The organism is Bradyrhizobium sp. MI1.11 (genome assembly GCF_055811255.1).
The window spans coordinates 191,612-204,023 of record NZ_JBVVPM010000009.1 but is presented as its reverse complement, the minus strand read 5'-3'; the positions used below and the strand labels follow the sequence as shown (position 1 = coordinate 204,023).

Below are 12,412 nucleotides of genomic sequence, written 5' to 3'. Positions count from 1 at the left end.
GATAGTCATATAAGATGGGAGGCATTGCAATGAAATCTTGCCGCAGGCTTCAAGGAAGCGCGGTTCCAGAACTGTTCGGAGGGGACGAGTACGGTGGTACAGCCGGTCCTCTTGGAAGCTTGCAACGGGGTGGCGATGCGCTACGGAGAGAACCACAGGCGTCGGACGCACCGTCGAATAGTCGAAAATGCCTCTTACGGTTTACGCCTGAAGGGCGCCAAAGGCCTTAGTGTTATCGACTTGATGAAGCTTGCAGGTCTGACGCATGGCGGCTTCTATAACCATTTCGAGTCTCGTGAAGCGCTTGTTGGTGAGGCGATAGCCTTCGCGATGAACCAGACCACCGATCGTTGGAAAAAGCTGACCAACGACAAGGCCAATGGTGAACGCTTCGAGACGCTGATTACCGATTATCTGAGTCCCCAGCATCGAGACAATCCCAAACACGGTTGCGCGCTTCCAACCCTTGCGGTCGATGTCGCTCGATCGGGCGCGAGCGAGCAGCAGGCCCTGGCTTCCAAGCTGGAGAAGATGATCGATGTCTTTGTCGAGCTGCTTCCCGACGAGTCACCTCGACAGGCCCGCCAAATCGCAACCGGCGCTATCGCGACCTTGGTCGGATCGATCGTGCTGTCGCGTGCCGTTGGTGCTGGGAAGCTTTCCGACAGCATTCTCGCTGCGGGACGCATGACTGCCGGTGGCCGGATTCAAAAGCCTCGGCTCAGAGCGACAAGGACGATGCGCTGCGACAAATAGCAATATCAGGGAGGTCACCATGACGGCCGGCAAGTGGCTCAAGACAGCCTGCAACCTGTGCTACATCAATTGCGGGATCGAGGTGTTCGTGAACAACGAGCGCCTCGAGAAGGTGCGAGGCGACCGTTCGAGTCCGAAATCACAGGGCTATCTCTGCAACAAGGCGACCCGGATTCCCTATTATGCACATCACAAGGATCGGCTGACGAAGCCGCTACGTCGACGCACGGACGGAGGCTACGACGAAATCGAGTGGGACGTGGCGATCGCGGATATTGCGGCGCGGCTGCGAGATATCGTCGACAGATATGGTGGCAAGAGTATCGCTCTTTACGGTGGGGGCGGGCAGGGCAACCACGCCGGCGGCGCCTATGCCAGCGGATTATTGCGCGCGCTGGGTTCGCGCAGCGTGTTCAACGCTCTTTCGCAGGAGAAGACCGGCGACTTCTGGGTCAATGGCCACATGTTCGGCAGCCAGACGTGTCACACCGCCGAGGATGTCCATCATTGCGATCTCTTGCTGGTCATCGGTGCAAATCCCTGGATCGCGCACGGCTTCCCCAATGCGCGCGATCATCTCAATCAGATACGCAAGGATCCGGCGCGCAAGCTGATCGTCATTGATCCCCGGCGAACCGAAACTGCGGAAATGGCGGATCTGCATCTCGCAGTCCGCCCCGGCACGGACTCATTTCTCCTTGGCGCATTGCTGGCCACGCTAGTCCGGTCCGATCGGATCGACCAGACGTTCATTGAGGAGCACACGATCGGCTTCGCAGACGTGAGGCAGGCCTTACTAGACATTCCCGTCGAGGAATGGGCGGCAGCCGCCGATATCTCGATTGCGGATCTGGAGCGTTGCGCCGCGATGATTGCGGCCGCGAAGGCCATGGTGGTGCGGGTCGAGCTTGGCATTCAGCAAGGCATCAACTCGACACTCAACTCCTATCTAGAGAAGCTCTTGATCATGCTTTCTGGAAATTTCGGCCGGAAAGGTACGAACCAATTGCATAGCTGGCTTCAACCTCTGTGGGGCAATTCACCGAACCAGGCGTTCGCGCCGACTGGCGACGCGATCATTGGGGGACTGCTGCCTCCCAACATCTTTCCTGAAGCGGTGCTCAATGACCATGCCGACCGGTTGCGTTGCGTCTGGGTCGACAGTTCCAACCCCGCCAACACGGCGGCAAACACCGAGGCGGTAGAACGTGCGCTGCGCTCGCTCGACCTATGCGTCGTGGTCGACGTTGCGATGACCGAAACCGCGCGGCTTGCGCACTACGTTCTCCCTGCGTCTTCGCAATTTGAGAAGACAGAGTTTACCCTGTTCAACTTCGAGTTTCCAACCAACTTTTTCCACGTGCGAGCCGGCGTATTGCCGCCGCTTGCCGGCACTTTGCCTGAGCCTGAGATCTACACGCGGCTTGCATCCGCCCTGGGGCTTCTGCCGGGCGATAATGTGCTCGCGCCGCTGCGCGAAATAGCACGGCGCTCGCGACCGGAATTCGCCGCGGCCTTTCGTGCTTTCATCGCGGAAAACCCAGCGGCAGTGCCTGCCCTAGTGCTCTACCATACACTGGGGCAGACGCTTCCGGATGGTACGGCGGCCGCGGCGCCTATGTGGAGCGCGGCGCTGGCTTGCGCGAAGCGGTCGCCTCAGGCGGTGCGGCGGGCAATCAGTGCATCGGACGACGTGGCGGATCATCAGCTCGGCGATCTCCTGTTCGACACGATCGTGGCTGCCCGGCAAGGGACGGCGATTACTCAGCACGACTATGACGAGGTCTGGTCATTGATCGGCCATTCGGATCGCAAGGTGCGGCTCGCCGTTCCTCAGATGCTGGAATGGCTCGCGCGTCTCGATCCGCGAGCCGCGGGCGCGCCAAAGGAGTTTCCCTTCATGCTGGCCGCCGGTGGCCGTCGCATGTTCAATGCTAACCAGATCTTTCGCGATCCCGCGTGGCGTCGCGAGGATCCGGACGGCGCCTTGTTGATCAATTCGAGCGATCTGAGGAATCTGGGCGCGGAGGATGGTGACTGGGTCGCTGTGGAGTCCGTGCTCGGCCGGCTCGTGGTGCGCTGTAAGGTCGACGACGGCATGAGGAATGGGCAGCTCGCGCTCCCGCACGGCTACGGCCAGGCATACCCCGCGTCGGACGGAGAGCGACTGATCAACGGACCGCGTATCAATCTGCTCACAGAGAGCGGCAACCGCGATCCAATCGCCGGTACGCCCTACCACAAGAATGTTGCGGTTCGTTTGGCCCTGGTGTCCGCGCAGGAGGCGGCCGCATATCAGGCGCAGTCCGAGCGAATTCATATGAGAGCGGCCGCACAATAACTCGAAGGGAGCGTCAAATGACCGAGAAACCGATCGCGATCGTGACGGGGGTAGGGCCCGGCACGGGAGCTGCCATCGTCAGGCGCTTCTCCGCTGGCGGGTTCCGTGTCATGGCGCTCGCTCGCTCAGCGGAGCTCATTAATCGCTTTGCGCAAGAGCTCCCGGACGTGCACGCGGTAACCTGCGACGTCTCAGATGAGGGCCAAGTGCATGCCGTGGTCAGCGATATAAAGCACCGTTTTGGCGCGGCTGAAGTTTTCATCCACAACGCGGTGGGCGGGGGCTGGGGGAGTTTTCGCGAGATCGATCCGAAGATGCTCAAGGGCAACTTCGAGGTCAACGTAATGGGCTTGTTGTACCTCGCGCGCGAAGTGGCTCCTGACATGATCGATCGCGGCAAGGGCGCAATCCTGGTGACCGGAAACACGTCGTCGATCCGGGGCAAGGCCAATTTCGCCGGCTTCGCGCCGACAAAGGCGGCGCAGCGCATTCTGGCTGAATCGATTGCGCGCGAAGTGGGACCTCTCGGCGTCCACGTCTCTTATGTCCTCATCGACGCCGTGATCGACACCCCTCGTATGCGCGCGCGGATGAGCGACAAACCAGATGAATTTTTCATCAGGCCTGCCGCGATCGCTGAAGAACTATTTCATCTTTACGGTCAGGACCGATCGGCCTGGTCGTTTCTTACCGAGCTGCGGCCATTCCGCGAAAATTGGTAATCCCCGGCTGACGCGAAAAACGATCACCCGTAGTGCGCGCTTCGTCATTTGGAGAGCTCTGCGCGAAACTTGAGAGGACATAACATGGCGGATGAATCAATCTCAATCGATACGGGAACGGACGAACTGCTGTGTGTGATTCGGGATCGGGTCGCCGTGATCACTTTGAACCGACCGGCGGCACGAAATTCGCTGTCCGATCATCTCACGCCGGCGTTGCGTCGGATGATCAAGCGCAACGGTGACGATCCGGACGTCGGAGCATTGCTGATTACCGGTGCGGGCACCGCCTTCTGTTCGGGCGGCGACGTCAAGGGGATGGGCAGCAACACTGCAGCACCGGCCATGTCAGTCAGCGAGAAGGTCGAGCGACTAAGGGATCGTCAGCGAACCCTCACCGGCGTACTTGTCTCGGTGCGCAAGCCCACCATCGCGGCCTTGCCGGGAGCGGCGGCTGGCGCCGGACTTGCCATCGCCCTCGCCTGTGACATTCGTATTGCAGCCGAATCCGCCATCATGACGACTGGGTACGCCAAGATTGCGCTGACCGGCGATTACGGCATTTCGTGGCTATTGACCCGGCTGGCCGGTACGTCGCGTGCTCGCGAACTCATGTATTTGTCCGAACGGCTCGATGCACGCCGTTGTGAGGCACTGGGACTGGTAAATCGCGTGGTGTCCGATTCCGAACTGCAACAGGAAGCATTTGCGGTGGCAAGGATATTGGCGAACGGTCCGGGGAGCGCGTTTGCCTCCATCAAGGACAATCTCGATCTTGCGCTGTCGGCTGATTTCCTGACGTCATTGGATCAGGAGGCCGAGAGGATGGTACTTGCGGCAGGGACTGCGCAACACGCCGAAGCCGTCCGCGCTTTCATTGAGAAACGTTCTCCAACTTACAGGTGAAACCCGCTGGGTACATTGGGATGGCCGGGCGCAAAGGGCAATGTCGTCATTGCAGCGAAGCAATAGGTCACCAGTCGCATCGGAGGCAGCAACATGATTCAATCCAACCGCGACACCCAGACTTCCGCCCAGGAGGTTGCTCTCATTATCGGCGGCGGCCCGGGTATCAGCTCGAGTTGCGCCAGGCTGTTCGCGGAAAGCGGCATGCGCGTTGGTGTTGCAGCCAGGAATCCCGAAAAGGCGGTGCTTGAAACTCTCGAGAAGACGTATGGCGTGCGTCGGTACGCCTGCGATGCAAGCGAACCGGCAGCCGTGGCACGGCTGTTCGAGAATGTCGTTCAAGAGATCGGAAAGCCAAGGCTTGTCGTGCACAACATCGACGGCCGGGTTCCCGGCATTTTCCGCAAGAACGTGATCGAAGCCGACCCGGTCATGGTGCTCGAAACTCTTCGAAACTCGGCGTTCAGCGCGTTTCTGGTCGGTCAACAAGCAGCTCGGCTCATGCTCGGAAACGAACCCGACGGCAACGGCGCGAGAGGAACGATCATCTTCACGAACGCTAGCGCGGCGCTCAAGGGCTTTCCGTCAAGTGGCGCGTTTGCAATGGCATGTCATGCCAAGTCCGGACTCGCGCAAAGCATGGCAAGAGAACTGATGCCGCAGGGCGTCCACATAGCGAATGTGCCGATCGACGCCGCGATCGGCTGGACCCAGGAGGACGGCACTCGCGCGCATCGGCTGGCAGGGACGACTGTCGAGGACAATATGGCCGACCCCGACCATATCGCGAAAACATATCTGCAGCTTCATCGGCAGCATCGGTCGACCTGGGCGTTCGAAGTCGTGCTCCGGCCATGGGTCGAGAAATGGTGACCCTGGGTGCGCGAACTCTCAACCCGGCGAACGCATCCAAGTCCCGACAGAAGCTTCTAAAACCTGAGCGGTAGCGCGAGCGTTGCACCAGGATCAGCAGACTCCAGCGAGCACTGATCACCGCAGCTGCGTTCGAACGGGCGCTCTGCCTACAATTCCGAATAGGAATTCTGCCATTGCTTCAATATAGCTGGCTTTTGAGGTCACCGCGCCGCCATTCGTGTTGACAGTTCTATTTTAGAACGATTTACTGATCGGCAGATGGAGTGACCGTGCGGACCTTCCGTTTGAAGGGGGCCGCTCTGCGATCTCAAAAACAAAGCACCAGGGAGGACGGCATGAGGAGCGTGGACGATATCACTGCGGCCGAGTTGCTGGATGGACTGCCGTCCAGGGTACACGAGGTCTACGCGCCCTTCGTGCGGGACATCCCGGATCATCCGGCGTTCGTGGAAGGGGGGCGTTCGTGGACTTACCGGCAGTTCTCCGATGCCGTGAACGCCGCGGCGACGGATCTCGCCGATCTCGGGATCAGGCCCGGCGATCGCGTGATGATCGCGAGCGAGAACAGCGTGGCTCTGGGCGCGATCCTGTTTGCGGCCAGCAAGCTCGATGCATGGGGCATCGCGGTCAATCCCCGCCTGTCGGCCCGGGAGATCGACCAGATCGGGACGCATAGCGGCGCAAGGCGCGTGCTGTTCAACGCGGCGCTTTCGAAGGAAGCCGCCGATCACGCCAGCCGCATCGGGGCCGAGATCAGCGCCGTAGGGCCGTTTGGCGGAATTGGTATCGGTCCTCTCAATGCCGATGCGAAACCGGAGCCCGTCGAGAGGGATGGCGCGCGGCAGGTTGCGGGTCTTCTTTACACATCGGGCACGACCGGTGCCCCGAAGGGGGTCATGTTGAGCCACCGCAACCTCCTCTTCACCGGAAGGGTCTCGGGGCTGCTGCGCAAGAACGATCCGGCCGACCGCATCTATGGTGTGCTGCCGATGTCCCACATCGTCGGCTATTCGATTTTGCTGATTGCAACGCTGATGCATGGCAGCACCCTGCACGTCGTAGCCAAGGCCGATCCGGCTGCGCTGGCACATGCCATAGCCGAAGAGGGTATTACGAGCCTGTTCGGCGTGCCCGCCACATATCAGCGTTTGCTGGAATACAAGACCGTGAAGGGTATCCAGCGGCTCGAACGGGGCAGGTTGCGGCTCATGTCGGTTGCCGGCGCTCCCCTCGATCTCGATCTGAAAAAGCGGATCGAGGACGAGTTTGGAATCCCGCTCTTGAACAATTACGGCATCACCGAATGCTCGCCGGGCTTGTCGGGTGTCCGTTCGGAGCATCCTGTCGCAGACGAGTCAGTTGGCCCCTTTCTTCCCGGTATCGAGCACCGGATCGTGGACATGCAAGGCAACAAAGTCGCGACCGGTGAGGTCGGCGAATTGCACGTCCGGGGCCCCAATGTAATGCTCGGCTACTATCGCGCCCCGGAATTGACGGCGGCCGCGATCGACCACCAGGGATGGTTCAACACGGGGGACCTCGCCCGGGTCAACGGCGAGGGGCATCTGTATATCGCCGGCCGCACCAAGGAACTGATCATCCGCTCCGGCTTCAACGTTTACCCCGCCGAGGTGGAGGCTGTGCTGAACTCGCACGACAAGGTGGTGCAATCGGCCGTCGTTGGACGATCGGTCGACGGTAACGAGGAGGTCGTCGCGTTCGTGCAGCTTCTTCCCGGCGCACGCGTTAGCGCCGAGGACCTGAAGTCGTACGCGGCTCAACAGCTCGCATCGTACAAGCGTCCGACCGAGGTGATCGTGCTCGAGGCTCTGCCATCGGCCTCCACCGGAAAGATACTCAAACACAAATTGCGCGAGATGGCGGTCGCGCCGGCGGTCGCAACCAGGTCCGATGTGGCGGCTGCGGTCTGACGCATGCAGGGAACATAAGCAGGGCGTCCAGAACACGCTTTGACCGCTGGGAGAAGAAATCGAGAAGCGGCGCGAGCCGTCGCCGGGAGGAGAGATGTCCATGTTCGGGAAGATCATGATTGCGACTGCGCTCGCGGTATCTGTAGGGGGCGCGCCGGCTCGTGCGGAAACGCCGGGAGTCACCGAATCCGAGGTGAAGATAGGGGCGACCTTTCCGTTTAGCGGCCCCGCTTCGCCGCTCGGCAACACCGGAAAGGGCATGATCGCCTACGTCAATTCGATCAACGAGCGTGGCGGAATCAACGGACGGAAAATCAACCTCGTCACCTACGATGATGGTTACAGCCCTCCCAAAACGGTAGAGCAGACCAGAAAACTGATCGAGAGCGATGAGGTGGCCTTCCTGTTCGGTCCGTTGGGCACGCCCGGCATCAGCGCCACCATCAAGTACGTCAACGCGAAGAAAGTACCCCATCTGTTTGTCGTGAGCGGAGTCACCAAATTCACGAATTTCGCTGAATTTCCGATGACCACGACTGGATTGCCGAGCTACGACACCGAGGGACGGATCTACGCGCAATACATCACCCAGACCCGTCCGGGCGCGAAGATTGCCATTCTGTATCAGAACGACGATTTGGGTAAGGACTTCGTCAACGCATTCAAGGGATACCTGAAGGACGATTTCGACAAGAAAGTCGTCGTGTCCTCCTACGAGGTGACCGAGCCAACCATTGATTCTCACGTCGTGTCGCTGAAGTCGTCCGGCGCAGAGGCCTTGTTGGTGGCCGGCACGCCAAAATTCGCGGCGCAGGCCATCAAGAAAGTCGACGAGATCGGTTGGAAGCCGCTGTTCCTGATCAATCTCGTCTCGAGCTCCGTGTCGTCGACTATCGTCCCGGCGGGACCGGAGAAGGCCATAGGCATAGTCGCTGCGACCATCTTCAAGGACCCGAACGACAAGAAGTGGGCCGACGATCCCGGCATTAAGTGGTACCGCGACTTCTTTGCCAAATACCTGCCGGGCGCCGATATCGGCGATAACAATTATCTGTTCGGTACCCAGCAGGGACAGATCCTGGAGCAGGTGCTCAAGCAGTGCGGCAACGATCTCTCACGCGAGAATATCGTCAAGCAATCGCGGAGCATACGCGGGCTGTCGCTTCCCACTCTCATGCCGGGCGCTACGATCAACACGGGCCCGGAAAGCAGCATGGCGTATACCCAGCTGCAACTGCAGCGTTGGAATGACTCCAGCTGGGAGCAATTCGGTAACGTGCTCAGCGCCGAGACCAGGTGAATTGGCCGTCTGAAGGCCCAATGCGGGTGAACTGAGCCGGCAAGGCGATCAGCCGAATTATGGAGGACCAATGTCCAGCGACGTACTTTTCCGGCCTTTCAGGCTGAAAGGGCTGAACTTGCCGAACCGGGTCGTGATGGCGCCGATGACGCGCTCATTCTCTCCGGGCGGAATTCCGACTGAAGATGTCGCGCGGTATTACGCCCGCCGGGCCGAAGGAGCCGTCGGGTTGATCATATCGGAGGGGACCGGCGTGGATCGTCCGGCGTCCCTGAACGATCCGAATGTTCCCCGTTTTCATGGCGAGAAGGAGCTGGCCGGGTGGCGGCGTGTCATCGAAGAGGTGCACGCCGCCGGAGGGCTGATGGCACCACAGCTATGGCATGTTGGAGCCGTTCGCACGCGCGCCCCGGATTGGTCCCCTCCCGGTGCTTACGACAGTCCGTCCGGTCTGTCGCGACCGGAGAAGAAGTTCGGCGAGCCGATGAGCGAAGAGGACATCGCGGACGCCATTCGCGCTTTCGCGGATGCAGCGCTCGCTGCGAAGCAACTTGGATTCGATGCTGTCGAATTGCATGGGGCGCACGGCTATCTGATCGACCAGTTCTTTTGGGAAGGTACCAATCGCCGGGAGGATGCCTATGGAGGCAGGGATCTGCCTGGTCGAGCGAGATTTGCCGCCGATATCGTCCGCGCGGTACGCAAGTCGGTTGGAACGGACTTTCCGATATTGCTCCGGATCAGCCAATGGAAGCAGCAGGACTTCGAGGTAAAGCTGGCCGATACGCCTCGGGCGTTGGAAGCCTGGCTCAAACCTCTGGTCGACGCCGGCGTCGACATTCTGCATTGCTCACAACGCCGGTTCTGGGAGTCGGAGTTCGAAGGTTCCGATTTGAATTTCGCTGGTTGGGCCAAGAAGGTGACCGGAGCGCCGACCATTTCGGTCGGGTCGGTCGGTCTGACCGGCGAATTCATTGCGGCATACGGTGGAGAAAGCTCCCGGCCGGCGTCTCTGGAGGAGTTGATCCGCCGCCTTGATCGCGAGGAGTTTGATCTGGTCGCGGTGGGGCGCGCGCTACTTCAGGACCCGCAATGGCTTCTGAAGGTGCGTGACGGCAGGACGGAAGAGCTGATGGCTTTCGAACGGACTGCGTTCTCGGCGCTGAGCTAACGGGTAGCGGTGAAGGGTTGAGGCTGCGGCGCTTCTCTGAATAGGGGTTATTCAAATCTTTTGTAGCCGTTGTTTCGGCACCTGTTCCAAATTGGGCGGGGAAGAGTGGCTGCACGCCAGTCGGCGTGAGAAGCCTGCGTGTCGTTGTGCAGTCGTCAGGATGCAATTCGGGAGACGAGCAAATGAGCGAGACGAAGACCCAAGTCGGCCAGATTCGGACCGAAGTGCACGGACATGTCTTCAAGATCATCATCGACAACGTGGCCAAGAAGAACTCCTTCAGTCCACAGATGATGGCGCAGATGTCCGATGCGATGACGCTTCTGGACCGCACCGAAGGCTACTGGGTCGGAGTGCTCTGCGCGGCGGGTCCAGACTTCACCGCGGGCCTCGATATGCCGAAGTTCTTCGGACCCAAGGCCGAGAATACCGAGATCAAGCCCGGCAACATCGATGCGTTCGCGTTGAAAAACCGGTGCCGTAAGCCGATCGTGACAGCAGTGCAGGGGATCTGTTTTACCATCGGTATCGAAATGATGCTGGCTGGCGACATCGTGGTGGCAGCCGACGACGCCCGGTTCTGCCAAATGGAATCCAAGCGCGGGATCGCGCCCCTTGGTGGAGCCCATTTCCGGTATCTGACCCGGGCCGGATGGGGAGATGCGATGTACCACCTCTTCTTGTGCGACGAGTTCAACGCAGCGCGCGCCTATAAAGTCGGATTTGTTCAGGAAGTCGTCGCTCCCGGCCAGCAGATAGGTCGCGCGATGGAGATTGCAAATCTGATCGCCGCGAACGCTCCGATTGGCATTCAGGTGACCAAGGAGGCCGCGCTCAAATACATCGAGGCCGGTGAAAAAGCAGCGATCGATTACATCCCAAAGATCAAGGACCGCGTTTTCAGCAGCGAAGACATGAAAGAAGGCATCCAGTCTTTCGTGGAACGTCGCTCGGCAGTGTTCCGCGGAAGATAGTGATCCCACCGATCGCACAGCAGAACTTTGCCCACAAGCTTGAGGATATGACTATGGGAAGCATCAAGAAGGCATTCGATCTCACCGGCAAGAATGCCCTGATTACAGGCGGCTCCCGTGGCCTTGGGCTACAGATCGCCGAGGCGCTCGGCGAGCAAGGAGCTCGGGTGTTGATTTCGTCTCGCAAGGCGCCGGACCTTGAAAAAGCCCAGGCGCATCTTGCCGGTCTCGGCATCAGGGCGGAGTGGATTGCAGCGGACAATTCCAGGGACGAGGACGTCAAGCGGCTCGCCGACGAAGCAATCAAGAAGCTCGGGCGGGTGGATATTCTGGTGAACAACGCGGGCGCAACCTGGGGGGCGCCGACCGAGGATCACCCGATCGAAGCATGGGACAAGGTGATGAACCTGAATATCCGTTCGCTGTTCCTGCTCAGCCAACAGGTCGCGAAGCACTCGATGATCCCCAACAAATATGGCCGCATTATCAACCTTGCTTCCATCGCAGGCCTGTTCGGAAGTTCCGGGGACATGCAGATGGTTGCCTACAATACGAGCAAGGGTGCGGTGGTGAATTTCACACGGGCGCTGGCGGGGAGTTGGGGGCGCTATGGAATCACGGCCAATGCGCTGGCGCCCGGCTTTTTCCCGTCGAAGATGACGAAGGGCACCATCGAGGCCGTCGGTATCGAAAAGCTCGCCGCGGGCGCACCGCTGCGCCGCATCGGCGACGAGGACGATCTGAAAGGCGCCGCAGTTCTCTTCGCCAGCGACGCCGGCAAGCACATCACCGGACAGATACTTGCCGTGGATGGCGGCCTGACTTCGGTGATATCGGGCTAGGGCATCACCAGCGTCTCGGCAACCAGCGCGGGTGTTTGGCTGTTCTCGATCTCGAGGACTGCGTTGCCCTTGATCAGCATACTCCCGTTGTCTTTCGGATCGATGCTGATGATGGAAAGCTGAAGCCGAACGCGACTACCCGATTTTACCGGTGCCAAGAACCGCACCTTATCCAAGCCATAGTTTATGGCGGCAGATGCGTCTACCGGAGCCAGACCCAAGCCCATGCCCAGTGAGGCGATCAACGACAGGGTCAGGAAGCCGTGGGCAATGGTGCCTCCGGTGGCACTCTCCTTGCTCGCACGATCTGTGTCGACGTGGATCCATTGTTTATCTCCAGTGCATGCCGCGAACTGGTCGATCATGCTTTGGTCCACGGTCACCCAATCTGATCTGCCGAGGGTCTGGCCAACGAAATCCCTGATCGCTGCAAGTGTGACCGTTGTCATCGCCGCTGTCCGCCGTTTCGACTGTTGAATACTGAGCATATTCCGCACTGCTGCAAAGAAGGCTATGCTGATTTTGTTGAATGGGGACAGCGATACTGAATAACGCTTGTCGGCGTTTCCGGGTCCCGCGGCTCCGCCGGCGCG

The 12,412-nt window shown here is 59.9% G+C and carries 11 protein-coding genes; 10 read left to right on the top strand and 1 reads right to left on the bottom strand.

Annotated elements, in window-relative coordinates:
- Positions 1-135: 135 nt before the first annotated feature.
- From AC0L30_RS12505 to AC0L30_RS12460, 10 genes are all read left to right on the top strand, one after another.
- On the top strand, positions 136-756 hold the full coding sequence (locus tag AC0L30_RS12505) for a TetR/AcrR family transcriptional regulator (protein WP_473404367.1): 621 nt from the start codon (positions 136-138) through the stop codon (positions 754-756).
- Between the two features lie 19 nt (positions 757-775).
- A complete protein-coding gene (locus AC0L30_RS12500) occupies positions 776-3,097 on the top strand; it encodes a molybdopterin-dependent oxidoreductase (protein ID WP_473404366.1) in 2,322 nt (773 codons plus the stop codon).
- Between the two features lie 17 nt (positions 3,098-3,114).
- Positions 3,115-3,819, top strand: coding sequence for an SDR family NAD(P)-dependent oxidoreductase (locus AC0L30_RS12495; protein WP_473404365.1), 705 nt, complete (start codon positions 3,115-3,117; stop codon positions 3,817-3,819).
- Between the two features lie 84 nt (positions 3,820-3,903).
- The gene (locus AC0L30_RS12490) at positions 3,904-4,725 is read left to right on the top strand and encodes an enoyl-CoA hydratase-related protein (protein WP_473404364.1); all 822 of its coding nucleotides are present in this window, start codon (positions 3,904-3,906) and stop codon (positions 4,723-4,725) included.
- Positions 4,726-4,818: 93 nt separating this feature from the next.
- A complete protein-coding gene (locus AC0L30_RS12485) occupies positions 4,819-5,598 on the top strand; it encodes an SDR family oxidoreductase (protein ID WP_473404363.1) in 780 nt (259 codons plus the stop codon).
- Positions 5,599-5,936: 338 nt separating this feature from the next.
- Positions 5,937-7,532 carry a class I adenylate-forming enzyme family protein gene (locus AC0L30_RS12480; protein ID WP_473404362.1) on the top strand — a complete coding sequence of 532 codons (1,596 nt, stop codon included), beginning with the start codon at positions 5,937-5,939 and terminating at the stop codon, positions 7,530-7,532.
- Positions 7,533-7,632: 100 nt separating this feature from the next.
- Positions 7,633-8,832 carry an ABC transporter substrate-binding protein gene (locus AC0L30_RS12475; RefSeq protein WP_473404361.1) on the top strand — a complete coding sequence of 400 codons (1,200 nt, stop codon included), beginning with the start codon at positions 7,633-7,635 and terminating at the stop codon, positions 8,830-8,832.
- A 70-nt stretch (positions 8,833-8,902) separates the two neighbouring features.
- Positions 8,903-10,003, top strand: coding sequence for an NADH:flavin oxidoreductase (locus AC0L30_RS12470; protein ID WP_473404360.1), 1,101 nt, complete (start codon positions 8,903-8,905; stop codon positions 10,001-10,003).
- Between the two features lie 182 nt (positions 10,004-10,185).
- Positions 10,186-10,977, top strand: coding sequence for a crotonase/enoyl-CoA hydratase family protein (locus tag AC0L30_RS12465; RefSeq protein WP_473404359.1), 792 nt, complete (start codon positions 10,186-10,188; stop codon positions 10,975-10,977).
- The gene (locus AC0L30_RS12460) at positions 10,977-11,819 is read left to right on the top strand and encodes an SDR family oxidoreductase (RefSeq protein WP_473404358.1); all 843 of its coding nucleotides are present in this window, start codon (positions 10,977-10,979) and stop codon (positions 11,817-11,819) included. The genes AC0L30_RS12465 and AC0L30_RS12460 overlap by 1 nt, the downstream gene beginning before the upstream one ends.
- Here AC0L30_RS12460 and AC0L30_RS12455 read toward each other — a convergent pair.
- Entirely contained in the window at positions 11,816-12,268 is a 453-nt protein-coding gene (locus AC0L30_RS12455) for a MaoC family dehydratase (RefSeq protein ID WP_473404357.1), read from the bottom strand. The two genes, AC0L30_RS12460 and AC0L30_RS12455, sit on opposite strands and share 4 nt — an antisense overlap.
- Positions 12,269-12,412: the final 144 nt, after the last annotated feature.